Source organism: Curtobacterium sp. MCLR17_034, assembly GCF_003234485.1.
Lineage (GTDB): Bacteria > Actinomycetota > Actinomycetes > Actinomycetales > Microbacteriaceae > Curtobacterium > Curtobacterium flaccumfaciens.
The window spans coordinates 26,679-53,530 of record NZ_QKTH01000004.1; the positions used below are offsets into that span (position 1 = coordinate 26,679).

The 26,852-nt window shown below is 70.2% G+C and carries 29 protein-coding genes and 1 tRNA gene; 12 read left to right on the plus strand and 18 right to left on the minus strand.

All coding sequences use genetic code 11. The features are described 5' to 3' along the window. Positions 1-104 precede the first annotated feature (104 nt). Complete coding sequence (locus DEI98_RS06115; protein ID WP_111100226.1) at positions 105-554, plus strand: hypothetical protein; 450 nt, start codon at positions 105-107, stop codon at positions 552-554. Between the two features lie 112 nt (positions 555-666). Here the strand turns inward: DEI98_RS06115 and galK are convergent, their stop codons facing one another. Both galK and galT read right to left on the minus strand, forming a co-directional pair. Then, a complete protein-coding gene (gene galK, locus DEI98_RS06120; protein ID WP_110863130.1) occupies positions 667-1,806 on the minus strand; it encodes a galactokinase in 1,140 nt (379 codons plus the stop codon). Beyond that, entirely contained in the window at positions 1,803-2,900 is a 1,098-nt protein-coding gene (gene galT, locus DEI98_RS06125; protein ID WP_027466639.1) for a galactose-1-phosphate uridylyltransferase, read from the minus strand. Before galT ends, galK begins: the two co-directional genes overlap by 4 nt. A gap of 64 nt (positions 2,901-2,964) precedes the next feature. Here galT and DEI98_RS06130 point away from each other — a divergent pair, with 64 nt between their 5' ends. After that, positions 2,965-3,819, plus strand: coding sequence for a DeoR/GlpR family DNA-binding transcription regulator (locus DEI98_RS06130; RefSeq protein WP_111100227.1), 855 nt, complete (start codon positions 2,965-2,967; stop codon positions 3,817-3,819). Beyond that, positions 3,816-4,748 (plus strand): aldose 1-epimerase family protein, encoded by a 933-nt coding sequence (locus DEI98_RS06135; protein WP_111100228.1) that lies wholly within the window; start codon positions 3,816-3,818, stop codon positions 4,746-4,748. Before DEI98_RS06130 ends, DEI98_RS06135 begins: the two co-directional genes overlap by 4 nt. 87 nt (positions 4,749-4,835) lie before the next feature. On the opposite strand, the gene DEI98_RS06140 is transcribed toward DEI98_RS06135, so the two are convergent. The 4 genes from DEI98_RS06140 to DEI98_RS18250 all read right to left on the minus strand — a co-directional run bounded on the left by DEI98_RS06140 (position 4,836) and on the right by DEI98_RS18250 (position 6,486). Then, positions 4,836-5,156 (minus strand): hypothetical protein, encoded by a 321-nt coding sequence (locus DEI98_RS06140; RefSeq protein WP_027466636.1) that lies wholly within the window; start codon positions 5,154-5,156, stop codon positions 4,836-4,838. A 176-nt stretch (positions 5,157-5,332) separates the two neighbouring features. After that, positions 5,333-6,169: an SGNH/GDSL hydrolase family protein gene (locus DEI98_RS06145; protein WP_181437956.1), complete on the minus strand. Its 837-nt coding sequence runs from the start codon at positions 6,167-6,169 to the stop codon at positions 5,333-5,335. Positions 6,170-6,198: 29 nt separating this feature from the next. Further along, positions 6,199-6,271, minus strand: a tRNA-Lys gene (locus tag DEI98_RS06150). 53 nt (positions 6,272-6,324) lie between these two features. Next, positions 6,325-6,486: a hypothetical protein gene (locus DEI98_RS18250; protein ID WP_017888098.1), complete on the minus strand. Its 162-nt coding sequence runs from the start codon at positions 6,484-6,486 to the stop codon at positions 6,325-6,327. Positions 6,487-6,613: 127 nt separating this feature from the next. Here DEI98_RS18250 and DEI98_RS06155 point away from each other — a divergent pair, with 127 nt between their 5' ends. The 3 genes from DEI98_RS06155 to DEI98_RS06165 all read left to right on the plus strand — a co-directional run bounded on the left by DEI98_RS06155 (position 6,614) and on the right by DEI98_RS06165 (position 9,251). Continuing rightward, positions 6,614-7,243 (plus strand): hypothetical protein, encoded by a 630-nt coding sequence (locus DEI98_RS06155; RefSeq protein WP_027466634.1) that lies wholly within the window; start codon positions 6,614-6,616, stop codon positions 7,241-7,243. Positions 7,244-7,779: 536 nt separating this feature from the next. Then, positions 7,780-8,379: an ECF RNA polymerase sigma factor SigK gene (gene sigK / locus DEI98_RS06160; protein ID WP_027466633.1), complete on the plus strand. Its 600-nt coding sequence runs from the start codon at positions 7,780-7,782 to the stop codon at positions 8,377-8,379. After that, positions 8,376-9,251 (plus strand): anti-sigma factor domain-containing protein, encoded by an 876-nt coding sequence (locus DEI98_RS06165; RefSeq protein WP_111100230.1) that lies wholly within the window; start codon positions 8,376-8,378, stop codon positions 9,249-9,251. Before sigK ends, DEI98_RS06165 begins: the two co-directional genes overlap by 4 nt. Positions 9,252-9,525: 274 nt before the next feature. Here the strand turns inward: DEI98_RS06165 and pstB are convergent, their stop codons facing one another. The 9 genes from pstB to DEI98_RS06210 form a co-directional block, all read right to left on the minus strand. After that, on the minus strand, positions 9,526-10,305 hold the full coding sequence (pstB, locus tag DEI98_RS06170) for a phosphate ABC transporter ATP-binding protein PstB (protein WP_027466631.1): 780 nt from the start codon (positions 10,303-10,305) through the stop codon (positions 9,526-9,528). 49 nt (positions 10,306-10,354) lie between these two features. Beyond that, positions 10,355-11,440, minus strand: a complete 1,086-nt coding sequence (gene pstA, locus DEI98_RS06175) for a phosphate ABC transporter permease PstA (protein WP_110863125.1) — start codon at positions 11,438-11,440, stop codon at positions 10,355-10,357. Positions 11,441-11,453: 13 nt separating this feature from the next. Then, positions 11,454-12,404 (minus strand): phosphate ABC transporter permease subunit PstC, encoded by a 951-nt coding sequence (gene pstC / locus DEI98_RS06180; RefSeq protein WP_071404716.1) that lies wholly within the window; start codon positions 12,402-12,404, stop codon positions 11,454-11,456. A 139-nt stretch (positions 12,405-12,543) separates the two neighbouring features. Beyond that, positions 12,544-13,650 carry a phosphate ABC transporter substrate-binding protein PstS gene (gene pstS / locus DEI98_RS06185; protein ID WP_071404717.1) on the minus strand — a complete coding sequence of 369 codons (1,107 nt, stop codon included), beginning with the start codon at positions 13,648-13,650 and terminating at the stop codon, positions 12,544-12,546. A 372-nt stretch (positions 13,651-14,022) separates the two neighbouring features. Further along, on the minus strand, positions 14,023-14,970 hold the full coding sequence (locus DEI98_RS06190) for an NUDIX domain-containing protein (RefSeq protein ID WP_111100231.1): 948 nt from the start codon (positions 14,968-14,970) through the stop codon (positions 14,023-14,025). Beyond that, complete coding sequence (locus tag DEI98_RS06195) at positions 14,967-17,132, minus strand: RNA degradosome polyphosphate kinase (protein ID WP_071404719.1); 2,166 nt, start codon at positions 17,130-17,132, stop codon at positions 14,967-14,969. Before DEI98_RS06195 ends, DEI98_RS06190 begins: the two co-directional genes overlap by 4 nt. A 116-nt stretch (positions 17,133-17,248) precedes the next feature. After that, positions 17,249-17,842, minus strand: a complete 594-nt coding sequence (locus DEI98_RS06200) for a hypothetical protein (protein WP_111100232.1) — start codon at positions 17,840-17,842, stop codon at positions 17,249-17,251. Between the two features lie 83 nt (positions 17,843-17,925). Beyond that, positions 17,926-18,756, minus strand: a complete 831-nt coding sequence (gene mshD, locus DEI98_RS06205) for a mycothiol synthase (protein WP_111100233.1) — start codon at positions 18,754-18,756, stop codon at positions 17,926-17,928. Further along, entirely contained in the window at positions 18,756-19,439 is a 684-nt protein-coding gene (locus tag DEI98_RS06210) for a response regulator transcription factor (RefSeq protein WP_017888078.1), read from the minus strand. Before DEI98_RS06210 ends, mshD begins: the two co-directional genes overlap by 1 nt. A 178-nt stretch (positions 19,440-19,617) precedes the next feature. Between DEI98_RS06210 and DEI98_RS06215 the strand changes: the two genes are divergently transcribed. The 3 genes from DEI98_RS06215 (at position 19,618) to DEI98_RS06225 (ending at position 21,720) form a co-directional block, all read left to right on the plus strand. Beyond that, positions 19,618-19,899, plus strand: coding sequence for a hypothetical protein (locus DEI98_RS06215; protein WP_128780538.1), 282 nt, complete (start codon positions 19,618-19,620; stop codon positions 19,897-19,899). Positions 19,900-20,035: 136 nt separating this feature from the next. After that, a complete protein-coding gene (locus DEI98_RS06220; RefSeq protein WP_027466617.1) occupies positions 20,036-20,638 on the plus strand; it encodes an FABP family protein in 603 nt (200 codons plus the stop codon). Beyond that, positions 20,638-21,720, plus strand: coding sequence for a folate-binding protein YgfZ (locus DEI98_RS06225; protein WP_111095630.1), 1,083 nt, complete (start codon positions 20,638-20,640; stop codon positions 21,718-21,720). The genes DEI98_RS06220 and DEI98_RS06225 overlap by 1 nt, the downstream gene beginning before the upstream one ends. 95 nt (positions 21,721-21,815) lie before the next feature. Here DEI98_RS06225 and DEI98_RS06230 read toward each other — a convergent pair whose 3' ends face one another. Continuing rightward, on the minus strand, positions 21,816-22,589 hold the full coding sequence (locus DEI98_RS06230; RefSeq protein WP_111100234.1) for a class I SAM-dependent methyltransferase: 774 nt from the start codon (positions 22,587-22,589) through the stop codon (positions 21,816-21,818). Positions 22,590-22,633: 44 nt separating this feature from the next. On the opposite strand from DEI98_RS06230, the gene DEI98_RS06235 reads away from it, so the two are divergent. Further along, positions 22,634-23,380, plus strand: a complete 747-nt coding sequence (locus DEI98_RS06235) for a phosphoglyceromutase (protein ID WP_071244006.1) — start codon at positions 22,634-22,636, stop codon at positions 23,378-23,380. 183 nt (positions 23,381-23,563) lie between these two features. Here the strand turns inward: DEI98_RS06235 and DEI98_RS06240 are convergent, their stop codons facing one another. Further along, positions 23,564-24,112, minus strand: coding sequence for an AAA family ATPase (locus DEI98_RS06240; protein ID WP_110863117.1), 549 nt, complete (start codon positions 24,110-24,112; stop codon positions 23,564-23,566). A 69-nt stretch (positions 24,113-24,181) separates the two neighbouring features. Continuing rightward, complete coding sequence (gene phoU / locus DEI98_RS06245) at positions 24,182-24,850, minus strand: phosphate signaling complex protein PhoU (protein ID WP_027466613.1); 669 nt, start codon at positions 24,848-24,850, stop codon at positions 24,182-24,184. A 146-nt stretch (positions 24,851-24,996) separates the two neighbouring features. On the opposite strand from phoU, the gene DEI98_RS06250 reads away from it, so the two are divergent. After that, entirely contained in the window at positions 24,997-26,163 is a 1,167-nt protein-coding gene (locus DEI98_RS06250) for a cell wall metabolism sensor histidine kinase WalK (protein ID WP_071404724.1), read from the plus strand. Further along, on the plus strand, positions 26,160-26,840 hold the full coding sequence (locus DEI98_RS06255) for a response regulator transcription factor (RefSeq protein ID WP_027466611.1): 681 nt from the start codon (positions 26,160-26,162) through the stop codon (positions 26,838-26,840). The genes DEI98_RS06250 and DEI98_RS06255 overlap by 4 nt, the downstream gene beginning before the upstream one ends. Positions 26,841-26,852: the final 12 nt, after the last annotated feature.

A 26,852-nucleotide genomic window follows, 5' to 3' on the forward strand; every position in this document is an offset into this window, starting at 1 on the left:
CTGCGCGCTCGCGTGGCGATGGTGAGCAGCAATGGTCGGGTGGCGTCATCGCACCCGACCATTGCTGCTCACGAAGTGCACTCCGCCGGTGCTACGGTCGCGGCATGGGGGATGAACGTCTGCAGACGACGCCGGTGATGCGAGCCCGGCCCGAGCCGTCGCAACTGACCAAGGACGCCCGGTGGCTGATCGTCATCGTGGTGCTCTGCGTGCTGTTCCAGGCTCCGGGGTCGACCTGGGCGACGACCTTCGTGCACGCCGGCCAGGAGTACACGTTCACGTCGGGCCCCTGGTTCGGTTGGACGCTCGCGACGGTGGGGTTCGCGGTCGCCGGGTTCGTTGTCGCGATCGCCCGCCGTGGTGCAGCCCGGTTCGACGAGCACACCGTGATGGGCCTGACCCTGGCCGCCGTGCTCGGGACCACCGCCCTGGTGTGGTTGCTCATGCCGGCGCAGACCGCGTGGGTGGAGTGGGCCGTGGAGCACGGTCGGACGCACCCGTTCGTGCTCGGGAACGTGGTGGAGTACGTCCGGTACGCGGACTACCTCGGCTGAGTCGGCGCGGGCGCGGCCGGGCGCTGCCGTTCTTTCGCGCTGAGCGACAGTCCACGGGCTGATCGCCGCGTGAACTGTCGCTGATCGCGAAACGTCGAGCGGCGGAGCGCCGTCAGTCGCGCCGGGCGCCCTGCGCGGCGTGCACCGTGAACACGTTCGGCTCGCGGAACCCGGCGTCGGCGAAGGCGGCGGTGACGGCGGCGGTGATCGCACCGCGCGACTCCTGGTCGACCAGCGCGATCGCCGCACCGCCGAACCCACCACCGGTCATGCGCGCACCGACGGCACCCTGCTCGACCGCCGTCGCGACGGCCAGGTCGAGCTCCGGCACGGAGATCTCGAAGTCGTCCCGCATCGACTCGTGCGACGCGACGAGCAGCGAACCGATCGCCCGGGGGCCCTGTTCGCGCAGCGTGCGGACGGTGTCGAGGACGCGCTGGTCCTCGGTCACGATGTGCCGTACGCGGCGGAAGGTCTCGTCGTCCAGGAGCTCCTGCGCACGAGGCAGGTCCTCGACGCTGACGTCACGCAGTGCCTCGACACCGAGCGCCCGCGCACCCTTCTCGCACGAGGCCCGACGAGCCGCGTAGCCACCGGTTGCGTGGGCGTGCTCGACGCGGGTGTCGATCACCAGGACCTCGAGCCCGTTCGCCTCGAGCGCCAGGTCGACGACGGCGGTGTCGAGCGTGCGGCAGTCGAGGAACACGACGGCGTCCTGCTCGCCGAGCAGCGAGGCGGACTGGTCCATGATCCCGGTGGGGGCACCGACGGCGTGGTTCTCCGAGTACTGCCCGACCCGCGCCAGGGTCTTCCGGTCGAGGCCGAGTTCCCACAGGTCGTTGAAGGCCAGCGCGACACCGCACTCGATCGCCGCACTGGACGACAGGCCCGCACCGACGGGCACGTCGGACTCGATGAAGACGTCGAACCCGGTCTTGTCGTCCAGATCGGCACCGGCCTGCTCGCGCAGGGCCCAGGCGATCCCGAAGACGTAGGCCGACCAACCGTCCATGGCCTCGGGCGACAGGTCGTCGAGGGACAGCGCCACCGGCTCGCTCGAGGCGTCGAAGGCGGAGGCGACGCGGATCGTCCGGTCGTCACGCTGCGCGATGGAGGCGGTGGTGCGACGGTCGATCGCGAAGGGCAGCACGTAGCCGTCGTTGTAGTCGGTGTGCTCACCGATCAGGTTGACGCGACCCGGGGCGGAGTACCGCACCGTCGGCTCGTACCCGTAGACCTGCTGGAACGTCATGCGCGCTCGACTCCCTGTCGGATGAACTCGGCCGCCTTCTCGGGCACGAGGTCCCCGATCCAGGCGCCCATGGCGGCTTCGCTGCCGGCCAGGAACTTCAACTTGTCCGCCGCACGTCGCGGCGAGGTGATCTGCAGCATCAGCCGCACGGTGTCGCGGGCGGTGTGCACCGGTGCCTGGTGCCACGCGGCGATGTACGGCGTCGGGTCGCCGTAGAGCGCATCGAGCCCGCGGGTGAGCCGGAGGTGCATGTGGGCCAGCTCGTCCTTCTCGGCGTCGGTCAGGCCCGCGAAGTCGGGGACGTGGCGGTGCGGCAGCATGTGGATCTCGATGGGCCAGCGCGCGGCGAACGGGACGAAGGCGGTGAAGTGCTCGCCAGCGAGGACGACCCGCTCGGAACCCCGCTCGTTCGCGAGGTGCTGCTCGAACAGGTCCGGGCCGAACCGTTCGATGCTCGCGAGCAGGCGCTGGGTGCGCGGCGTGATGTACGGGTACGAGTAGATCTGCCCGTGCGGGTGGTGCAGCGTGACACCGATCGCCTCGCCCCGGTTCTCGAAGGGGAACACCTGCTGGATGCCCGGCATCGCGGAGAGTGCGGCGGTACGGTCGGCCCAGGCTTCGACGACGGTGCGGGCACGCGACTCGGAGATGGACGCGAAGGACCCGGAGGTCTCGGGTGAGAAGCACACGACCTCGCACCGGCCGACCGAGCGGAGCTGGCGGTTCAGGCCGACGTCGCTCAGGGACTCGAGCGACTCGGGGGCGTCGTCGGCTTCGAGCAGCGGGCCGAACGACGGCGATCGGTTCTCGAACACGGCGACGTCGTAGCGGCTCGGGATCTCGGACGGGTTGGCCGGGCTCTGGGGTGCGAGCGGATCCTGGTCGGCCGGCGGCAGGAACACCCGGTTCTGCCGGGACGCCGCGATCGAAACCCACTCGCCCGTCAGGACGTCCTGCCGCATCCGCGCCGTCTCGGGCCGCGGGTCGAGCACGCGCTCGTCGATGCTGCGTTCTGCGGGCAGCGTCGAGTCGGCGTCGTCGAAGTAGAAGAGGTCGCGGCCGTCCGCGAGCTTCGTCACGCGCTTGGTGATCACCGGAACAGCCTAGCGCCCATCCGAAGCGTTGCGAAAGACATCGGAAGCAAGCGAAACTGTGCACATGACGGACGCCGACCTCTCCTTCCTCGCCGGCGCGCTGCCCGCGCCCCTCCGGCAGGACCGCATCGTCGCGATCGTCGACGGCGCCCCCGGCATGGTCCGGACGGCCGCGTTGGCCGCGTCCCTCGGCACCAGCGAGGTGACGGTCCGCCAGGACCTCGCCGTCCTCGACCAGGAGGCCCGGATCCGGCGGGTGCACGGAGGCGCGGTCCGCCTCGGGGCCGGGTCCACCGAGCGCCCCTTCGAGGAGACCGCCGTCGAGCACCAGGTGGCCAAGGCCGCCATCGGCCGTGCGGCCGCTGCGCTGGTCCGCCCGGGGGAGTGCGTCGTCCTCGACGTCGGCACCACGCCGGCCGCCGTCGCCGAGGCCCTCGTGGCGCGCACCGAGCTCACCGGCGTCACGGTCGTCACGAACTCCCTCACCACGGCGCTCGCACTCGAGCGTGCCGTCCCGCGCTTCACCGTGATCGTCACCGGCGGCACCCTCCGGCCCCTGCAGCACTCGCTCGTCGCCCCCTTCAACGGGGCGATCCTGCCCATGATCGCTGCGGACCTCGTGTTCCTCGGCGGGACCGGACTCGACGTCGACCACGGCCTGACGAACGTGAACCTGCCCGAGACCGAGGCCAAGCGGATGCTCGCGGCGACGGCCCGGCGTACGGTCGTGGTCGCGGACGGGTCGAAGTTCGGCCGGGCCCACATCGGGGTCGTCCGCGCGCTCGAGGACATCGACGTCGTCGTCACCGCCGAGGCCGACGCCGCCTCGGTCGCCACGATCCGGGCGGCCGGGGCCCAGGTGATCGTCGCCGACGGCGAGCAGCACACCGAACCAGCCGGAAGGAAGAACACCCCATGACCGCAGCACCCACGGGTGGCCAGTACCGCCTCCACCACGCCGGACCCGACGGGGTCGTCGAAGCCGTGGTCACCGAGGTCGCCGCGGGCATCCGCGAACTCCGCGTCGCCGGCTTCGACATCACCGAGCCGTTCCCCGTGACCGAGCAGCCGCCGGGGGCGAACGGCATCGTCCTGGCGCCCTGGCCGAACCGCGTCGCCGGTGGTGTGTGGGAGCTCGACGGCAAGCGGCAGCAGCTCGACGTCTCGGAGCCGAAGTACGGCAACGCGTCGCACGGACTGCTCCGGTTCGCCCCGTACCGGGTGGTCTCGCAGACCGGGACGTCGATCCAGCAGGAAGCGACGATCCACCCGCAGCACGGGTGGCCCTTCACCCTCGAGACGCGCGTGCTGCACGAACTCGTCGACGACGGCATCCGCGTCACGCACGAGGTCACGAACCGCTCGGGCGTCCGCGCACCCTTCGCCGTCGGTGCCCACCCGTACCTGCGTGCGGGTGACACCCCCGCCGACGACCTGGTCGTCACGCTCGACGCCGCGACCGCGTTCACAGTCGACGAGCAGAAGGTGCCGAACGGTTCGGTGCCGGTCGAGGGCACGCCGTCCGACCTGCGCCAGGGGCGACGTGCCGGGGACTCGGACCTCGACACCGCCTACAAGGACGTCACCCCCGACGCCGACGGGATCCGCCGCACGACGATGCACGGGCCCGAGGGCGACGGTGTGGAGCTCTGGCAGGACGCCTCGTTCCCCTACGTGCAGGTCTTCACCTCGCGCGAGTACCCGCGGGGCGACGGGAAGGGCCTCGCCGTCGCGGTCGAACCGATGACGGCGCCCGCGAACGCCCTGAACTCGGGCGAGGGCCTGCGCTGGCTCGAGCCGGACGAGACCTGGACCGGTTCGTGGGGGATCCGCCGCGTCTGGTCCTGAGGACTCCGGTCGGCGCCACCACCGACACGAAGAAGGCCCCGCCGGGTGTCCGGCGGGGCCTTCTGTGTTCGTGTCGGACGCCGGGCGTCAGCCGCGGCGCATCCGGAGTGCCTCGACCGCGAGGGACTCGGTCGCGTACCGGCCGACCTCGTGCGCCCACGCCGGGTCGTCGCCACGGAGCGCGATGAAGTCCTTGCGCTGCCGGCAGACGTAGCCGAGCACGGCGGTGGCCGTCGCGACCTCGATGAAGTCCTTGCGGATGTGGCGGGTCGTGACCTGGGCGTTGCGGCGGAGCGTGTCGAGCAGGAGCTCGTTGCTCATCGTCGTGTTGGTCGCTGCTGCGAGCTCGACGATGCGGCGCGCGTCACCGGTGGTGCTGGTCTGCGTGGCTTCGATGGGCTCGATCACGGTGTACCCCGTTCGTTCGTGGTGGTGCTGTGCTGCAGGATCCGGTGATCGGATCCGGGAACGACACTATCGGCGGCAGCCCAACAATCCGCTGAGGGCGGGCTGTGGTGGGCAGGGGATCTCCCATGAGCCCGCTGGGGACGGGTTGTACCCCGTTCAGGAGCAGATGGCGCCGCTCAGACGCAGCGGGCGCTGCCGACGGGTGCGCCGAGGGCGTCGAGGGACTCGCCGACGCGGTCCGCCAGGTACTGGTAGCCGGCGTCGTTCGGGTGGCCGCCGTCGACGGCGGAGTACCCCGGGCTGTTGCTCGACGTGAACCACCTGCCGGCGAGGGCGTCGACGTAGGGGACACCGGCGGCGGCGGCACCCGCGGCGACCGACGCGGCGACCCCGACGGTCGAGTTCGCCCACGGGAGCGGTGCTGACGGGCCGAGCGCGACGACGACGGCGTCCGGCCAGGTCTGCTGCGCCGTGCGGAGGGTCCGCTCCACCGTGGCGCGGAGGGTGTCCGAGTCGACGAGCCAATCGTTCTGGCTGCCCTGCACGATCACGAGCTGGGGGTCGAACGAGGCGTGCCGCTCGAGGCGTGGCCCGTACGTGTAGTGCGACGAACCGGTCCGACCGGTGTCGACGTAGCCCGTGCCCGGGTACCCGTCGATCTTGGCCGTCCACCCACGGTCCTCGCTGAGGTCCTGTGCCCAGCCGCGGAGTCCGCTGGTCGAGCCCCGACCCGAGGTGTACGAGTCGCCCACGATGAGCACGCGCGATCCAGGCTCGATCGCCGCGGCGACGCGGTCGGCTGAGACGCCGGGGGCAGCGACGGCCGAGGCCGAGGTCGACGAGGACACCGGCTGGCAGGCACTCGAGACGCTCGGCAGGATCAGCAGGAGTCCGGAGACCCCGAGTGCCATCGCGCTGAGGGCGAGTGTCGGCACCAGCTTCCGGCGGCGTCGGCGCATCGTCGCCGGGCCGGTGGGGGTGCCCGGCCGCTCGCGCTGCGATCGTCGGCCCATCGAGGACATTCTAGACAGGAGCTAGTGGGTGGGCCCCGTGGGGCTCGAACCCACGACCCTCGGATTAAAAGTCCGGTGCTCTACCAACTGAGCTAGAGGCCCTCACCCGCAAGGCTAGCGGGTGAGGGCCTCCGGGACGGAACCGTCTGACCGGGTCAGCCCCGGCGTCCGGTGAGCGTCCGCAGCAGCCACGCGATGACCGCGATGATCAGCAGCACGATGCCGACGTAGAGCAGGAACTTGAGGCTCGCAGCGAAACCGCCGACGAACAGCAGGATGACTGCGATCACAGCCAGGATGATGAGCAGGGCGTTCATGGAAGATCCTCTCCTTCACGTGCAGGGAGGAGCGCCTCCCTGCCGCAACACCGTACGCGTGGCGCAGCGGTTGCGTTCTGGGCGAACGGGACGCGGGCGTGTCACCGGCCGCGCCTACACTGCTGCGGTGCCTCGCGATCACCACCGTCCCGTCCACTTCACCGACGCCGAGTTCGCCGCCATCCAGGGCGGTGAGGACCCGGCGCTCGTGAACCGTGTCGCGCACGAGACCGCGAACGCCCTGCTGCACCGGGTGCGCGAGGACCCGGACCCGGCCGTGGTCGAGCGGCTCGTCACGTACACCGACGTGCACGGCATCGACGCCATCGCGGAACTGTGGGCACGGGTCGGGGCACACACGCTGCCGGGGGCGCTCTGGCGGGTGTACCTCGTGCGCATCGTCATCCGGCAGAACCCGGAGGAGATCGCGTACCTGTTCGAGCGGGGCACGGCGCAGATCGGCACGATCGACCAGGCGGTCGCGGGTGCCGAGGAACCGACGGGGCCGGCGGAGATCCTGACGCTCGCCGACCGCATCCTGCACGGCCTGTACACGGGCGACCTCGCGGTGGCGCTCGACCGCGGGGCGTCGTTCTGCCGTCTGACCGCCGCCGGCGCGACCGCCGTGGCGGACGAGTCCGACCTGGTTGCATCCGAGCGCGCGAGCGAACTCACGACGCGGGCGCTCCGCCTGACCGAGCTGGCGGCCGACCTGACCGAGGCGGCGGCGCTCTGGCGCCGCGACAGCCTGGACTGAGCGAGCGGCGGGGCGGACCCGCACCGGGCCTCCAGGCCAGGGCCGCGCACCAGCGCGATGACGCGCACGGCCAAGACCGCGCAGCAGCAGGCCGGAACGCATCCGGGCATGAAAAGACCGGGCCGCAGAAGCGCCTCTCGGCGCGAGGCCGCTCGAAGCGGCGAATTTTGGAGCCCGGGGCTTGCTGCGGCCCGGCGAGACCCAGTCTACGAGACGTCGGCTGATCACTCGACCCTGTTCACTCATGGTGGACAGAACCGGCCCCGGGCGTGCCCGCGTGCACCCCTGTGCGGGCCCGCCGCGCCCATCCCGCCGAGAAATCCCGACCCCCATCCAATCCACAGCGGGGACCGCACCGAATCATCTGCGTGACGGACGGAATGCCCGTCACGAAGCGAGAGGCCCGGTGTGACCCGGACCGGCACCGCCGGTCAATTCCCTGTGGGTCACGCCGGCCCCTCGTCTCGACCGCCCATGCGGAGGCTTCGTGCTACCCGCCTGGTCAACGAAAGCAACCGAGAGGAGGGAAACCTGCAATGCTTGCCCTCGTGGATAGCGACACCGAACGCTGGAGCTCGTCAGAGCCAGCTCAGGCATCGCCGGACGACCTCCTCGCCCGGGTCGCCGCCGGTGACCAAGCCGCCTTCGCGGACCTCTACGACGCACTCTCCGGTCGGGTCCTCGGTCTGATCACGCGCCTCCTCCGGGACCGCGCGCAGTCGGAAGAGGTCACACAGGAGGTCTTCCTGGAGGTCTGGCAGCAGGCCACCCGCTTCGACCGGAAGCGTGGGACGGCCGCCAGCTGGGTCCTCACCATGGCCCACCGCCGAGCGGTCGACCGGGTCCGTGCCTCGCAGTCGTCGCACGACCGCGACACCAAGATCGGCATCCGCGATCTCGAGGCCGGTTTCGACCAGGTCTCCGAGTCCGTCGAGATCCGCATCGAGCACGAGCGCGTCGGCCGAGCGCTGGCGAAGCTCACCGAGTTCCAGCGGCAGGCCGTGCAACTCGCGTACTACGGCGGCTACTCGCACAGCGAGATGGCCGAACACCTCGGTGTCCCCATCGGCACCGTCAAGACCCGTCTCCGTGACGGGATGATCCGACTCCGAGACGAGATGGGGGTGACCTCATGACCGAACGCCACGACGACCCCGCACTGATGACGGGTTCCCACGCACTCGACGCGCTGTCCGACGACGAGCGCGCGCTCCTCGAGGACGCCCTCCGGACGTCCCCCGAGCTGCAGGCCGAGAACGACTCGCTGCGCGAGACCGCGCTGCAGCTCGCCTACGCCGTCGCACCGATCGAGCCCCCCGCGTCGCTCAAGGCGTCGCTGCTGGCCCGGATCGCGACGACCCCCCAGGCCGCGCCCCTCGCCGATGCGACGGTCGACCAGACCCCGGTCGCCGAGGCCACCTCCGTCCAGGAGGCCCGTCCCGAGCCCGCCAGGCACGTCGCCTCGATCGCCGACGGCCCCACCGCCGGTGGCCGGGCTTCCTCCGAGGCTCGCCGCCGCTGGTTCCAGCGTCCGGCGGTCATGCTGACGGCCGCAGCTGCCGTCGCCGCGGTCTTCTTCGGCGGACTCGGCGTCGGGTCGATCTTCGACCCGAACGGCCCCGGCACCGGCACCACGCAGGCCTCGAGCGGCCTCGACCGCATCTACGCCGCCTCGGACTTCCAGCGCACGACGACCAAGGTCGCGGGCGGCGGTTCGGCGACGGTCGTGTGGTCGAACGACCTCGGCAAGTCCGCGGTGATCCTCGACGGTGTCGAGCAGGCGCCGAAGGGCAAGACGTACGAGCTCTGGTACATCGGCTCCGAGGAGCAGGGCGGCACCATCAAGTCGGCCGGCCTGGTCGACGGTGCTGCTGACGGTGTGCACTCCGCCGTGCTCAAGGGCGCGATGTCCGAGGGCGCGACGATCGGCATGACGGTCGAGCCCGAGGGCGGTTCCGAGCAGCCCACCACCTCGCCGATCATGGCGGTCCCCACCACCACGGCCTGAGGCATTCCGGAAGGTGCCCGTGCAGTCGATGCGCGGGCACCTTTCGTCGTTCCACGAGTCGATCGACGCGCGGACTGTCGGAACATGCGCACGCAACGTCTGCGTGCGCATCGAGCGACGAACCACGAGTCGATCGACGCGTGGATCGTCGGAACATGCGCACGTCCCGCGGGTTGCCGTCGCACCCGGCGCAACCACGAAGGCCCGGTGCGCGTCCGTGGCGGACGTGCACCGGGCCTCCAGGCCGTCCGTCAGTGCGACGGACGGATGCCGATCAACCGAAGCGGCCCGAGACGTAGTCCTCGGTGGCCTGCACGGACGGGTTCGAGAACATCGTCGCGGTGTCGTCGAACTCGATGAGCTTGCCGGGAGCGCCGGTGCCGGCGATGTTGAAGAACGCCGTCTTGTCGCTGACGCGCGACGCCTGCTGCATGTTGTGGGTCACGATCACGATCGTGAACTCCTTCTTGAGCTCCTCGATCAGGTCCTCGATGGCGAGGGTCGAGATCGGGTCGAGGGCCGAGCAGGGCTCGTCCATCAGGAGCACGTCCGGCTCGACCGCGATCGCGCGGGCGATGCAGAGACGCTGCTGCTGCCCACCGGACAGACCCATGCCGGGCTTGTCGAGGCGGTCCTTGACCTCGTTCCACAGGTTCGCGCCCTGCAGCGAGCGCTCGACGATGTCGTCGGCCTCGGAGCGGGAGACGCGCTTGTTGTTGAGCTTCACGCCCGCGAGCACGTTGTCGCGGATCGACATCGTGGGGAACGGGTTCGGACGCTGGAAGACCATGCCGACCTGACGACGGACGAGCACGGGGTCGACGCCGGCGCCGTACAGGTCGTCGCCGTCGATCTTGACCGAGCCCTCGACCCATGCGCCGGGGATGACCTCGTGCATGCGGTTCAGGGTGCGGAGGAAGGTGGACTTGCCGCAGCCCGACGGGCCGATGAAGGCCGTGACGGTGCGGGGCTCGATGGTGATGTCGACACCCTCGACCGCCTTGAACTTCGAGTAGTAGACGTTGAGGCCGTCGACCTCGATGCGCTTGGACACGTTGATCCTTCTGGGTGGGTGGTGTCGCTGGTTCCGCGGGGGCGGAGGGTCAGCGGCTGAGCTTGGGGGCGAAGAGACGGGTGATGAACCGGGCGAGCAGGTTGAGCAGCATCACGATCAGGATGAGCACGAGGGCCGCGGTCCAGGCCCGGTCGACGAACGGCACCGGGTTGGCGCCCTGCTGCGAGTACTGCGTGTACGCGTACACCGGCAGGGTCATCATCGGGTCGCGGAACAGGTTGTAGTTCATGCTCGCGGTGAAGCCGGCCGTGACGAGCAGCGGGGCGGTCTCACCGATGACGCGGGCGATGGAGAGCATGACGCCGGTGGTGATGCCGGCGAGGCTGGTGGGGAGCACGACCTTGAGGATCGTGAGGTACTTCGGCACCCCGAGGGCGTACGAGGCCTCGCGGAGTTCCATCGGGACGATCTTCAGCACCTCTTCGGTGGAGCGCACGACGATCGGGATCATCAGCACCGACAGGGCGACGGAGCCGACCAGACCGAAGCGGGCGCCCGGGCCGAGGAACAGCGCGAAGAGCGCGTAGGCGAACAGACCGGCGACGATCGACGGGATGCCCGTCATGACGTCGACGAAGAACGTGATGCCCTTCGCCAGTGCGCCGCGACCGTACTCGACCAGGTAGATCGAGGTGAGCAGGCCGATCGGCACCGAGATGAGCGCCGCGAACAGCGTGATCTCGAGCGTGCCGACGAGGGCGTGGACCGCGCCGCCGCCCTCGGAGATGACCCCGCGCATCGAGTACGAGAAGAAGTTCGCGTCGAAGCGGGCGACGCCCTTGGCGATGACCGTCCAGAGCAGCGACACCAGCGGCAGGACCGCGATGACGAACGCCGTGATGACGAGCGAGGTGACCAGGCGGTCGACCGCCTTGCGGCCGCCCTCGACGATGCGCGAGATGACGACGATCAGGACGTCGAACAGGACCGTGCCGAGGAAGATCGCGGCGACGACGTTGAAGTCCTTGACGGCGCCACCCGCGTTGAGCAGGGCGAAGACCAGGACGAGGGCGACCCAGCTGCCGACGAGCAGCAGCCACGGGACGGAGGCGTGCAGCTTGCCGTTGGCGTAGACGTTGCCGGCGGTGCCGGTCTGACGGAGCGCGAGGGACATCGGGTGCGACCTCTCAGCTGACTCGGCTGCGGACGATGTACCGCGCGAGCATGTTGATGACCAGGGTGATGACGAAGAGGATCAGACCCGACGCGATGAGCGCGTTCAGGGCCGTGCCGGATGCCTCGGCGAACTGCAGGGCGATGTTCGCCGCGATCGTCGAGGGGTTCTGCGACGTCAGCATCTGGAACGTGACGTTCGTCGAGACCGACAGCACCAGCGCGATCGCCATCGTCTCGCCGAGTGCACGACCGAGGCCGAGCATGATCGCGGAGACGATGCCGGACTTCGCGAACGGCAGGACCGACAGGCGGATCATCTCCCAGCGGGTCGCGCCGAGGGCCAGGGCCGCTTCCTCGTTGAGGGTCGGGGCCTGCAGGAAGATCTCACGCATGACCGCGGTCATGATCGGGATCGCCATGACGGCGAGGACGATCGACGCGGTCAGGATCGTGCGACCGGTGCCGGACACCTGGCCGGAGAACAGCGGGAACCAGCCGATGTACTCGTTCAGGAACACGTAGAACGGCTTCACCAGGGGCGCCAGCACGGCGATGCCCCAGAGGCCGTAGACGACCGACGGCACGGCGGCCAGCAGGTCGATCACGTAGCCGAGGACCGGCGCGAGTCGACGCGGCGCGAAGTGCGAGATGAAGAGGGCGATCCCCAGGGACAGCGGCACGGCGATCACGAGCGCGATGAGCGCGGACCAGACGGTGCCGAAGACCAGGGGGCCGACGAAGTCCCAGAAGTTCGTGGCCTTGCCCGGCAGCTCGCCGACCTTGGCGGAGAAGGCCGGGATGCTCTGCCAGACGAGGAACGCGGCGACGAGCACGAGCACGAAGAGGATGAGGCCGCCGGCGATGACCGAGGCGGCGGAGAAGACGCGGTCACCGACACGGACGACGGGCTTCGGCTTGGTCGGGGTGACGGTGGCCCCTGGCTGGGCCGGTGCGGTCGTCATGGGGTACTCCTGTCGGAGGAACGCCGGGGGAGGCGACGGGTTCTGGGGTGGTGGTGCGCGTCCGGGCGGGGTCCTGGACGGCTGAGTGCCCGGACGCCGGTCGAGTGGGTGGGACCGGCGTCCGGGCGCTCAGGGGGCCTTACTTGATGGAAGCGACCGCGTCCTTGGCCTTCGACGCGAGGTCGGAGGAGAGGGCGGCCGACTTGGCCTCCTTGGCAGCGGCGTCCTGAGCGGCGCTCGAGACGACGTAGTCGAGGTAGCCCTTCACGAGCTCGGCCTTGTCGGCGTCCTTGTACTCCTGGCACGCGATGGCGTAGGAGACGAGGACCAGCGGCCAGGCACCGTCAGCGGTGTCCTTGCGGTCGATGTCGATCGCGAGGTCGTTGTCCTCACGGCCGGTCGCGATCTTCGAGTCAGCGACGACCTGCGCGGCGCCGTCGGCCGAGATCTCGGTCGCCTTGTCGCCGACCATCAGCTTCGCGCGGTCGAGGTCACCCGCACCGGAGTCGTCGATGTAGGTGATGGCGTTGGTGGCGTTGCCCATCGCGGAGGCGACACCGGAGGTGCCCTTCGCGCTGTCACCGACCGAGTACGGGAAGGTCTGGCTGGGCTCTTCGGTCCAGACGTCCGAGGCGTTCGCGGAGACGTACTCCGAGAAGTTCTGCGTGGTGCCCGAGTCGTCGGAGCGGTGGACGACCGTGATGTCGGCGTCCGGCAGCTTCGCGTCCTTGTTCAGGTCGGCGATCTCGGAGTCGTCCCACTTGGTGATCTTGCCCGAGAAGATGCCCGCGATGGTCTTCGCGTCGAGCGTCAGGTCGCTGACGCCGTCGACCTTGTACGCGATGGCGATCGGGGAGATGTAGACGGGGATGTCGATGCCCTTGGTGTCCGCCTTGCAGGACTCGAACTTGCCCGAGAGCTCCTCGTCCTTCAGCGCGGCGTCGGAGCCGGCGAAGTCCGCGGCACCCGACATGAAGTTCTCGCGGCCGGCGCCCGAGCCGTCCGGGGTGTAGTTCACGGTGACGCCCGAGGCCTCGTTCTGGAAACCGGCGGCCCAGGTGGCCTGCGCGGTCTGCTGTGCCGACGAGCCGGAGCCGGTCAGGGTGCCGGAGAGCTTCGAGTAGTCGCTGCCGCTGGTGGAGGACGACTCGGTGCTGCCCGCGTCCTCGTTCGCCGCGCACGAGGAGAGCACGACTGCGCCGGCGATCGCGATTGCTGCGATCGAACCGATTCGCTTGATGTTCACAGGGGTCCCTTCGGGAATGGAATGCAGTGGGACCACTGCGGTCCCTGGGCCGGTGCCGACCCGGGAGCGACTGTAGGGACGCGAGGTGACCGCAATCACCCCCGCTGGTGAACGGGAGGTGAACGAGGGGTTGTCCACGTCGGGGCGGCGTGCGCCGCTCCCGCGCAGGGAGCAGGATCGGGGGCACTGTGCGCTCGTTCGGAAGATGCGCACGCATGATCGCGGACGAGCGGTCGGGAGGCCCGGATCGCGTTCCCGGGCGCGGCGCGGCCCCGTCTCGTGGCCGGGTACCGGGCGTCTGCGCTGCGGTCCGGCGGCGCTGCGGTCCGGCGGTGCTGCGGTCCGGCGGCGCTGCGGCCCGGCGGTGGCCGGCTACGCCGGGATCGTGTTGCGGTGCGTCTCGACCGCGACGAGGGTGTCCCCGGCGATGTGCATGACGGAGAAGTCCCCGACGGACAGCATCGCGGCGCGGCGCAGGTCGAAGCGGCCGGAGTCGTCGGCGGTCGCGGTGGCGATCCTGGCGATGATGTCGGGCAGCACCGGACCGTGCGAGCACAACACGGCGGTCTTGCCCTTGTCGAGCCGACGCCGGACGACGCCCTTGACGTCGGCGGCGCCGCGGTCGTGGGCGTCCTGGCTGATGTCGGCGGTGCTCGAGACCCCGAGCTTCGTCGCGGCGGAGAGCGGCTCGACGGTCGCGAGGCACCGCGCCGCCGTGCTGCTCACGATCTTCTTCGGGCCGAACGCCGCGACCGGTGCCGCGGCGGCCTTGGCCTGTGAACGGCCGACGGGCAGCAGCGGACGGGTGGCGTCGGGGCCGTCCCAGTCCGAGCCGGGCACCGTCTTCGCGTGGCGCAGGGTGATCAGGGCGAACGTGCGGTGCTGTCCGGCGGCGGCGCGTTCGGCGAACCGGTCGAGGATCGCGACGTCCCGCTCGTACGTCAGACGGTTGCGGGCGTCGTCGATGGTGACCCACTCGAGCGCCGCGACCTCGTGGTTCGGCACGAAGGCGCCCGCGCGGGCGTACTCCTTGGCCGAGACCCGGGCCGCCCAGTAGTGCACGACCTTGTCGCGACCGTTCGGCAGCACGTACTCGGCGGTGCCGAGCGGTGCGCCGAGGTGGACGCGGTACCCGGTCTCCTCGTCGATCTCGCGCACGGCGGTCGTCGGGACGGCCTCGCCCGGGTCCACCTTGCCCTTGGGCAGGGAGACGTCCTTGTGGTGGTCGCGGTGGATGAGCAGCACGAGGGGTGTGCCGTCCTCTTCGCGCCAGACGACCGCACCCGCAGCGACGACGGGGCCCGAGGGACCGCCGCTCACCGAGTCGAGCGCTTCCGGGCCGAGATCTTCCGCATGGTCACATTCTGCACGTCCTCGAGCGGACGGCCCGCATCGTCCGTGGAGTGCCGTGTCCACTCGCCGTCGGACTCCAGGTGCCACGAGCTGGCGGTGTCGGCCATCGCCAGGTCGAACATCTCCTGGACCTCGTTGATGTGGTCCGGGGCGACCAGCCGCACGAGCGCCTCGACGCGTCGGTCGAGGTTGCGGTGCATCATGTCGGCGCTGCCGATGAACACCGCCGGGTCGCCGTCGTTGTGGAACGCGAACGCGCGGGAGTGCTCGAGGTAGCGCCCGACGATGCTCCGCACGCGGATGGTGTCGCTGACGCCTTCCATGCCCGGCTTGAGCGAGCAGATGCCGCGCACCCACACGTCGATCGGCACCCCGGCCTGGCTCGCCAGGTACAGCGCGTCGATGATCTGCTCGTCGACCATCGAGTTGACCTTGATCCGGATGCCCGAGGGCTTGCCGGCGCGGGCGTTGGCGGCCTCGGTCTGGATGCGCTTCAGCAGGCCCTTCCGCAGGTGCAGCGGTGCCACGAGCAGGCGCTTGAACTTCTTCTCGATGGCGTAGCCGGACAGCTCGTTGAACAGGCGGGTGAGGTCCTTGCCCACCGTGTCGTCCGACGTGAAGAGGCCCATGTCCTCGTAGATGCGCGAGGTCTTCGGGTTGTAGTTGCCCGTGCCGATGTGGCTGTAGTGCTTGAGCGTCCCGCCCTCTTGCCGGATGACGAGCACGAGCTTCGAGTGCGTCTTCAGCCCGACCAGGCCGTAGACGACGTGCACGCCGGCCTTCTCGAGCTTCCGGGCCCAGGTGATGTTGTTCTGCTCGTCGAAGCGGGCCTTGATCTCGACCAGGGCGAGGACCTGCTTGCCGGCGGCCGCGGCGTCGATGAGCGCTTCGACGATGGGGCTGTCGCCGGAGGTGCGGTACAGGGTCTGCTTGATCGCCAGCACGTTCGGGTCGGCCGCGGCCTGCTCGAGGAACGCCTGCACGCTCGTGGCGAAGGACTCGTAGGGGTGGTGGACCAGGACGTCGTTCGCCTTGATCGCGCGGAACAGGTCGGGCTTGGTGTTCGGCTCACCCGGCTGGAACTGCACCGGGGTGGTCGGCACGTGCTTCGGGTAGTGCAGGTCCGGACGGTTGATCTTGGAGATCTCGAACAGCCCACCGAGGTCGAGCGGCGACGGCAGCCGGAAGACCTCTTCCTCGGTGATGTCGAGTTCACGCACGAGCAGGTCGAGGGTCACCGGGTCCATGTCCTCGGTGATCTCGAGGCGGATCGGCGGACCGAACCGGCGGCGCAGGAGCTCGCGCTCGAGGGCCTGGATGAGGTTCTCGGCCTCGTCCTCCTCGATCTCGACGTCCTCGTTGCGAGTGACCCGGAACACGTGGTGCTCGAGGACCTCCATCCCCGGGAACAGGTCGTCGAGGTGGTTCGCGATGAGGTCTTCGAGCGGGATGAAGCGCATCCGGCCGGAGTTGTCGTCGGGGAGCTTGATGAAGCGCGAGAAGTTCTGCGGCACCTTGAGGCGCGCGAACTCCTGGCGCTGCGACTTCGGGTTGCGGACCCGCACCGCCAGGTTGAGCGAGAGCCCGGAGATGTAGGGGAACGGGTGCGCCGGGTCGACGGCCAGGGGCATGAGCACCGGGAAGATCTGCTCGTTGAAGTACTCCCGCATCCGCTGCCGGTCGGCCTCGTCGAGGTCGGACCAGTGCTCGATGTGGATGCCCGCGGCGTCGAGGTCGGGCTTGAGCGACCCGATGAAGGCCTGGGCGTGCCGGTCCTGCAGCTCGTGAGCCTTCTTCGCGATGTCCCGCAGGACGTCGCTGGGAGCACGGCCGACGTTGGTCGGGACGGCGATGCCGGTGTCGATGCGGCGCTTCAGGCCGGCGACGCGGACCATGAAGAACTCGTCGAGGTTGGACGCGAAGATCGCCAGGAAGTTCGCCCGCTCCAGCAGGGGCTGCGTGCGGTCTTCGCCCAGCTCGAGCACACGCTGGTTGAACCGGAGCCAGCTGAGCTCGCGGTCGAAGTAGCGGTCCGTCGGCAGTGACTCGTGCTCGATCTCGACGACTTCGTCGAAGTCGTCGAGGTCGGGTGCGACGGATTCGCCGTCGAGCTGCGGTTCGGTGTCCATCCCCACATCCTGCCACCCGGCCCCTGCCACCGGAGGGGCCTCGGTGGACGCTGTGGAAACCGGCGGTGAACCGTTCGGTTGTGCAGGAACGGCCGCGACGGACTGAGGCGCTGCGCTCAGCGCGCGAAGACCTGCACGAACGCGCCCCACTGCGCCGGCGCCCGCTGCTCGAGCCACGCGCAGAACTCGGGGTAGGCGGCATCGATGGACAGGACACTGATCACCCCGCGCTGGCCGTGCACCTTGACGTCCAGGCCGCCGAAGCGGTTCGTCGTGGGCCGGATGTGCTTGATGGCAGCGGGGTCGACGGTCCGGGCGGCACGGAACATCGGCGTGACGACCAGCTGCGAGTCGTACGCCTCGACCCGGCGCCGCTTCTGCCCGACGCCCAGGTAGACGAACAGCAGCCCGAACAGCCCGATGCCGAGACCGCCGAGGAGCATCCCGATCGCCTCGGGGGCGTCGAGCAGGGCGAGTGCGGCCAGCAGGAAGAACCCGCCGACCACGATGAAGACGATCCCGATGATCCGGAGCAGCAGGTAGTTCCACCGGCGAGCGCGGACGGTGAAGAGCACGCCGTACGCCTCGTCCCCGACGACCGTCGACGGGGGTCGCTTCCGGTCGCTCTGGCGGACGAGTGCGGTGACGACGGCGGGGATGGCGACCATCGCGGCCATCGCGAGGAACACCGGCGACGGGTTGAAGTTCACCGCCCTGCCCCCGAGCGTGTGTCCGGACGTCGTCGTTCGATGGGCGATCCGCCCTGGTCCCCCTGGATCATGGGCGCAGCGTATCAGCGACCTGAGGGTTGCTCCGGCGCCGCGTACTGCACGTCGATCGCGTGCTGTGTGAACCCCGAGCGCCGGTACAGCGCCAGCGCCGGCTCGTTGTCCCCCTCGACGTAGAGTGCGGCGGCGGTCAGGCCGCGGCCGCGCAGCCGAGCGGTGCCCGCACGCATGAGCACTCCGCCGAGCCGCTGCCCCTGCAGGTCGGGCCGCACGGCGACGGCGTAGAACTCGCCGATGCCGTCCTCGACCTTGAGCCAGCACGAGCCCGCGAGCTGCCCGGAGGCATCGCGGAGCAGCAGCAGGTCCTCGCCTGCGAACCAGTCGTCGGATTCGCGGGCGTGCAGGTCGTCGAGCGTCATCCGCCCCTGCTCGGGGTGGCGTGCGAAGGCGGCGGCGTTCAGCGCGAGCCAGTCGGTCTCGTCGTCGGTGCCGGGGCGGAACGCCGACAGGGAGTAGCCGTCGGGCAGCGCGACGTCGGCGGCGACGTCCACATCGGAGTCGGCGACGGGCGCCCGGAGCTGCAGCAGCGTGCGGACCGCGCGCCAGCCGAACCGGTCGGCCAGCGCACGCGCTGCCGGGTGGTCGCCGTGCGCCCACGCGAGCCGCGGAGCGGCCCCGCCGCCCAGCGCGAGTGCCTGCGTCACCAGGGCCGTGCCGATGCCCTGGCCACGGGCCTCCTGGGCGACGACGAGTTCCAGCTCGCCGTCACGGACCACCGCGACCCCGTGGTCGACGGTCAGGACGGTCGCGCGCCCCGCGCGGACGTCCACCAGGGTCTGGTCGGAGAACGGGGGAGCCTCGCCGGGGGCGACGAAGCTGCCGAGGTCGGGCAGCACTACTGCCCCATCAGGCGCTCGGCCTCGTCGTCGTAGACGTTGAAGCGGTACCCGACGTTGCGGACGGTGCCGATGAGCGACTCGAGGTCGCCGAGCTTGGCGCGCAGTCGTCGGACGTGCACGTCGACCGTGCGGGTGCCACCGAAGTAGTCGTAGCCCCAGACCTCGCTGAGCAGCTGCTCGCGGGTGAAGACGCGTGACGGGTGGGTGGCGAAGAAGCGCAGGAGCTCGAACTCCTTGAACGTCAGGTCGAGCGGCCGGCCGCGCACCTTGGCGGAGTAGCTGGCCTCGTCGATGACGACACCGGACGCCTGGATCTTCGAGCTCGTCTGGCCCTTCGCCGCACGACCGGCCGACAGCCGGATGCGGGCGTCGATCTCGGCCGGGCCCGCGCTCTCGAGTACGACGTCGTCGACGTTCCAGTCGCTGTTGACGGCGGTCAGTCCGCCCTCGGTGACGACGAGCACGATCGGCGTGGTCGACCCCGACGAGGCGAGGATCTTGCACAGGGCCTTCGCGCTGACCAGGTCGGTGCGGGCGTCCACGAACATCAGGTCGCTCTGCGGGGCGTTGACCAGCTGTGCGGCCTCGGCCGGCACGTGGCGGATCCGGTGGCTCAGGAGGCCCAGGCTCGGCAGGACGTCTCCGGGCGCGGTCGAGGTGAGTACCAGGAGCTGTGCCACAGGACCTCCGGAGGTGGATGACGTCGTGGAGACATCCTAGTGATGCTCGGGAAGGACTCATCCGGCCGGACGGATTGCGCGTCATCCCGCACCGCACGGCGCGAGCAGCGCACCGCTCGGCGCGAGCACCGCACCGCACGGTGCGTGCGTTCCGCACGTCCCTGACATGATGGAGCGCGTGACCGAGCCCGTGCACCCCACCGACCAGCGTCGCCTTCGGCTGACGTCCGTCCTGCCGGTCTGGGTGCTGGCGGTCGTCGGGGCCGTGCTCGTGCTGACCGTGGCCGAGCGCGACGCCTTCGCCTGGCTGCTGCTCGTCTTCGTCGCCTGCGTGATGGTCAGCTTCGTGCTGCAGCTCATCACCGCCACGAAGGACGGTCTGGTCGAACGGATCAGCATCGCGTCGTCCGGGGCGTTCGTCGTGGTCCTCGTCACCGCGGTGGTGCTCCTGGCGCGTTGAGCCGAGCCGCGTAGACTCCGAGCATGGATTCGCTGCTTGCGCTCGAGCTCTTCTACGTCGGCCTCCTCGGCCTGGCGTCGCTCGCGATCGCGTTCATCTCGGTGGTCGTCGTCGTGAAGCTGTTCAAGGGCCAGCGTTGATCGAGCTGCCCGAAGGCCTCGCCCCCGAACTGGTCCCGCTGTCGTGGCTGGTCGGCGTGTGGGAGGGCACCGGTGTGGTCGAGTACCCGGTCGGTGACGACGACGAGGTCCGGAACTACGAGTTCGGCCAGCGCGTCAGCTTCAGCCACGACGGCCTGCCGTACCTGAACTACTCGTCGACCACCTGGCTGCTCGACGACGACCACACCCCGCTCGCCGCCGAGATGGGCTACTGGCGGATCGACCGTCCGACGGAGCCCGGCGACCGCGGCCCCGCGATGCTCCTGGGCGACGGGCCGACGCCCTTCAGCACGGTCGAGAGCGTCGAGGCGCTCCGCAACACCACGGACGGCTTCGACGTCGAGGCGGCGATCATCCACCCGACGGGCGTCAACGAGCTCTACGTCGGCCGGGTGCTGAAGGGCCGCATCGACCTGTCGACCGACGCCGTGCTGCGCTCGCCGAACGCGAAGGACTACTCCGCCGCGACCCGCCTGTACGGACTGGTCGAGGGCAAGCTCTTCTGGGCGTGGGACATTGCCGCGCTCGGTCGCGAACTCACCTCGCACGCCTCGGGGCAGCTCGCGAAGGTCGACTGATGTCGGTGTTCGCCGCGCGTGACGGTTTCGTCGCGGCCGACTCCGTCGCCGCGCACTTCGGCAACCCGATCGGGGAGCAGCGCCTGTTGACCCGGGGGCGTGCCGTCGTCGAGCTCGGACTCGGTGTCGTCACCGTCTCCGGACCGGACCGGTTGTCGTGGCTCAACTCGATCACCTCGCAGCAGCTCACCGGGTTGCCGACCGGCGTCAGCACCGAGACGCTCGTCCTCGACCAGGCCGGACGCGTCGAGCACGCGGCTCGCGTCGTCGACGACGGTGCGACGGTCTGGCTGCTCACCGAGCGCGCTGACGCAGCGCCGCTCGCCGGGTGGCTCGACTCGATGCGCTTCATGCTCCGGGTCGAGGTCGCCGACCGCTCCGCCGACTTCGTCACCCTCGGCTGGTTCGGGGCGGGCGCCCCGTTCGCGTCCGTCGAACTGCCGGAACCGCCCGTCGCCGAGTGGGTCGACCCGTGGGGCGCCGTCACGCCGGGCGGATGGGGCTACGCCGACCAGGAGGCCCACCCCGGCTCCGACTGGACCCTCCGCATCGCCGTGGTCACCCCCGGCACCGCGGCCGCGATCGCCGCGTCGGACGTGCCCGTCGCGGGGCTGCTCGCCTACGAAGCACTGCGGATCGCCGCGTGGCGCCCGACCCTGTCCGACGTGGACGAGCGGACGATCCCGCACGAGCTCGACTGGCTGCGCTCCGCCGTGCACCTGTCGAAGGGCTGCTACCGCGGGCAGGAGACCGTCGCCAAGGTCCACAACCTCGGGCACCCGCCGCGACGGGCCGTGCTGCTGCACCTCGACGGGTCCGACGGTGTGCTGCCGGCACCCGGGACCCCGGTGCTGCTCGACGACAAGCAGGTCGGACGGCTCTCGGCGTCGGCGATCCACCACGAGCTCGGTCCCATCGGGCTCGCCGTGGTCAAGCGTTCCCTCGACCCCACCGCGACCCTGCGGCTCGAGGCCGACGACGTCGTGGTGACCGCGGCGCAGGAGACCATCGTCCCGCCCGAGGCCGGTGCGACGGCGAACGTCCCGCGCCTGCCCCGGCTCGGAGCCGTCAAGCGCTCCTAGCTCCCCGTTGACGGTCGCAAAACACCGGTGTTCGCCGGTCGCACCGCGGTTTGCGGGTGTTCGGAGCGCGAACACCGGTGTCTTGCGTCGCAGCGTCAGGCGGGCTCGACGGCCGCCCACGGGACGCTGAGCTCACCGAGCCGCCAGCGCGTCACCCCGTGCAGCACCGGCCAGCCGCGGTCACGCATCCCGCGCACGGTGGCGATCCACCGCTGCCGGGGCCCGTACGTGCCGAGCGGTGCGGCGACCGCCCACGACAGGTCGAGGTCGCGCAGGAACGCGTGCACCCGTTCGCCGGGCACGTTGCGGTGGATCAGCGCCTTCGGCAGCCGCTCGGCGACGATCGAAGGCACGTCGAGCCCGGCGAGCCGGAGGGACACCGTGAACGTCTGCGGTGCGACGTCGTCGAGCGTCACCCACGATGCGACCCGACCGACCTCGTTGCAGGTCCCCTCGACGAGCGCACCGCCGGGCTGCAGCCGGTCCTGCATGATCCGCCACGACCGGACCACCGCGGACTCGTCGTACTGCCGCAGCACGTTGAAGGCCCGGATGACGGCGGGCCGGCGCTGCCCGGGTGTCGGCGTCTCGAAGCCACCCAGGCGGAACGTCACACCGTCGCGGGTGCCGGCGTTCGCGAGCGCGACCCGCGAGGGCTCGATCTCGATGCCCGTCACCTCGACGTCGGGTCGGACGGCGGCCAGCCGGTCGCGCAGTTCGAGGGTGGTGGTCGGCGATGCCCCGTAGCCGACGTCGGCGACGAGCGGGTCGTCCGTCCGGCGCAGCACCGGCAGGGTCGCGATCCACCGGTCGACGCGGCGGAGCCGGTTGTACCCGGTCGTCCCGCGCGTCACGTTCCCGATGGGCATGCGTCAAGGGTACGGGGCCGGTACCGCTCGGTAGACTCGGAGGCATGACCTCCACGCTCGTCCTGCTCCGTCACGGCAACAGTGACTGGAACCAGAAGAACCTGTTCACCGGTTGGGTCGACGTCCGGCTCAGCGAGCTGGGCGAGAAGGAGGCGAAGCGCGCCGGCGACCTCATCGCCGAGTCCGGCATCGTCCCCGACGTCCTGTACACCTCGCTCCTGACCCGTGCGATCCAGACGGCGGACATCGCGCTGCTGCAGGCCGACCTGGCCTGGCTGCCGGTGAAGCGCGACTGGCGCCTCAACGAGCGCCACTACGGCGACCTGCAGGGCAAGGACAAGGCCCAGACGCTGGCCGAGTACGGCGAGCAGCAGTTCATGGAGTGGCGCCGTTCGTTCGACGTCCCGCCGCCCCCCATCGCCGACGACGCCGAGTGGTCGCAGTTCGGTGACCGTCGCTACGCCGAGCTCGGCGACCAGCTGCCCCGCACCGAGTCGCTCAAGCTCGTGATCGACCGCCTGCTGCCCTACTGGGAGTCCGACATCACGAAGGACCTCGCCGCCGGCAAGACCGTGCTGGTCACGGCCCACGGCAACTCGCTGCGTGCGCTCGTGAAGCACCTCGACGGCATCTCGGACGACGACATCGCCGGCCTGAACATCCCGACGGGCATCCCGCTGGTGTACGAGCTCGACGACGACTTCACGCCGACGAAGCCCGCGTACTACCTGGACCCCGAGGCCGCCGCAGCCGGCGCCGCCGCCGTGGCCGCCCAGGGCGCCAAGAAGTAGCACCCACGCAGAACGCCCCGTCCGGCATCCGGGCGGGGCGTTCGTGCGTGTGCGGGGCTTCGCGAAAGCGACAGTGGGTCGCGAACGTTCCGCCGACTCCTGTCGCTCTGCCAGGAGGAACGGATCGCCCCGTCGACGACCTGTCGCTTCGGCAGCGTGGTCGGCTCGACGAGCCGTGGCTGGTCAGACGAAGTGCGACGCGATCTCCTGCACCAGGGCGCCGACGTCGTAGGGCTTCGTCGTGTCGACCCGGATCACCGGGACGCCGGGCAGCCCGACGGGCCGGGCGTCGTCGCCGTGCTCGTCCCAGAAGGCCAGCACGTCGGCCAGGTCCCCGTGCACCTCGTGCCGCACCGGCACGGTGCCCGGTTCGTACCGGTCGCGCAGCCGCTGCTCGGCGGTGGCGCGGTCCGTGTCGCACCACACCTCGACGGCGCGAGGGGACCCGGCGGACGCGAGTCCGGCCTCCAGGAGGTCCCCGTCACGCGACGGCAGCCAGACGGCGTCGAGGACGACCCCGTTCTCGACGGCCCGCGCCATGGACCACATCGTGTCCATCGCGATGCCGCCGAGCGGCCGCGAGGCGATCATCGGGCCGACGACGTCGGCGAGGGGCTCCTTGATGCGGTCCTTCGACAGGAACGGGCACCCGAGCACCTCGGCGAGTGCCGTGCCGATGCTGCTCTTGCCGGAACCGGGCATGCCGTTGACGATGATCGCGACCTGGGCCATGCCACGATCCTCGCAGACCGATCGGGCCGGGTCAGACCGATCGGGTCGGGTCAGACCGATCGGGTCGGGTCAGACCGCCGCAGTCGAGGTGGACGCGCCGGTCCAGTCGCCGGTCGCCAGGTACTCGACCTTCTTGGCGATCGAGACCGCGTGGTCGGCGAAGCGCTCGTGGTAGCGGGAGGCCAGGGTGGCGTCGACGGTGTCGATCGGCCCGCCCTTCCAGGCCTCGCCGAGCACGAAGTCGAACACGCTGGCGTGCAGCTCGTCGACGGCGTCGTCCTCGTCGCGGATCTCGGCCGACAGCGCGATGTCCTCCGTGGCGAGCAGCCGCGTGAGCTTCTGCGCCATCGCGACGTCGTGCCGGCCCATCTCCTTGAACGTGCTGCGGAGGCCCTTCGGCACGACCTTCTCGGGGAAGCGCTGGCGGGCGAGCTGCGCGATGTGCTCGGCCATGTCGCCCATGCGCTCGAGCGAGGAGCTGACGCGCAGGGCGGTGACGACGACGCGCAGGTCGCGGGCCACCGGTGCCTGGCGGGCGAGGATGTCGATCGCGATCTCGTCGAGGCTGTTCGCAGCGAGGTCGATCTTCTCGTCGTCGGCGATCACCTCTTCGGCGAGGGCGACGTCGGAGTCGCTGAAGGCCTGGGTGGCTCGGGTGATGGCGGACTCGACGAGCCCGGCGATCTCGGTCAGTCGCTCCTGGACGTCCTGGAGTTCCTGCTGGAAGACTTCGCGCATGGGGGAGTACCTCTCTCTGCGTACCGGACGAGTGTCGTCAGCCCAGGTGAACGAACGGTGACGCGGGGCTGAACGCTTCGCGTTCTGGCCTTCCGCAGACGGTGAACGGTACCGGAACCCCGCATGACCATCCCTACACTGGCGGCATGGACAACGCGTGGCTCGTGCCACTGTCGATGCTCCTCGGCGGGGTCTTCGGCGCGGGCGTCGTGGTGCTGATCATCACCGCCGAGCGGACGGCACGTGCTGCCGACGTGGCGGAGCGGACCCTGCCGGACGGCGTCGCAGCGGTCATCGCGACGATGCACAACCCGGCGGTCGTCATCGACCCGTCGAACACCGTCGTCGCGGCATCCCCCCAGGCCCTCACGGCGGGGCTCGTCGTGCGCCGACGCCTGGTGCACCACGAACTGCTCGAGCTCATCGACCGGGTGCGCAAGAGCGGGGAGATGGGGTCGGAGGACCTCGAGCTGCCGCGTGGTCGCCACGGGGAGCTCATCGGCTACCTCAGCTTCCGTGCCGCCCAGCTCGGCAACCGGTACGTCCTGCTCACGGCGGACGACCTGACCGAGAGCCGGCGCATCGACGAGGTCCGCCGCGACTTCGTCGCCAACATCTCGCACGAGCTGAAGACGCCGATCGGCGCCATCGGCCTGCTGTCCGAGACCCTCGTCCTCGCCGCCGACGACCCCGTGCACGTGAAGAAGTTCGCCGCGCAGCTCATCACCGAGTCCGAGCGGCTCGGAGCGCTGACGAAGGACATCATCGAGCTGTCCCGGCTGCAGTCCGTCGACGCGCTCGAGAACAGCGAGGAGACCGGCATCGACAAGATCGTGCAGGCCGCGATCGACGCGAACGAGGTCGTCGCCCGCGCCCGCTCGATCGAGATCATCCGCGCCAAGAAGTCGAAGCTGCGGGTGATGGGCGACCGGGGGCTGCTGCAGGTCGCGGTGTCGAACCTCATCGCCAACGCGGTGAAGTACTCGCCGGACAACACCCGCGTGGGCGTGGGCGTCCGGTCGTCGAAGGGCTTCGTCGAGATCGCCATCACCGACCAGGGCGTCGGCATCCCCGAGGCCGACCTCGACCGCGTCTTCGAACGGTTCTACCGTGTCGATCCCGCACGGTCGCGCGCCACCGGCGGCACCGGCCTCGGGCTCGCGATCGTCAAGCACGTCGTCAGCAACCACGGTGGTGACGTGCGCGTCTGGTCGCAGCCCGGCAAGGGCTCGACCTTCACCATCCGTCTGCCCGAGGCAGATCCCGAACTGACCACAGCACTCGAAGAGCAACTGGAAGAGCAGCCATCGTGACCAAGATCCTCATCGTCGACGACGAGCCGGCCCTGAGCGAGCCCCTGGAGTTCCTGCTGCAGCGTGAGGGGTACGAGACCTCCGTCGCTGCCGACGGCGTGACCGCGCTGTCGAAGTTCGACGCGGAGAACCCCGACCTGGTGCTCCTCGACCTCATGCTGCCGGGCCTGAGCGGCACCGAGGTGTGCCGGCAGATCCGGACCCGGTCGAACGCACCGATCATCATGCTGACCGCGAAGGACTCGGAGGTGGACATCGTCGTCGGGCTCGAGCTCGGCGCCGACGACTACGTGACGAAGCCGTACTCGACCCGGGAGCTCCTGGCCCGGATCCGAGCCGTGCTCCGTCGCCGCACCGAGGACGACCCGGCGGACAGCGGCATCCTGCAGGTCGGCGGCATCCGGATGGACGTCGAGCGGCACACGGTGTCGGTCGACGGGTCCGAGACCCCCATGCCGCTCAAGGAGTTCGAGCTCCTCGAGCTGCTGCTCCGGAACGCCGGCCGTGTGCTGACCCGCGGGCAGCTCATCGACCGGGTGTGGGGTTCCGACTACTTCGGCGACACCAAGACCCTCGACGTGCACATCAAGCGCATCCGCTCGAAGATCGAGCGGGTCCCGTCGACCCCCGAGATCCTGGTGACGGTCCGCGGTCTCGGGTACCGCATCGAGGCCTGAGACGGACGGACA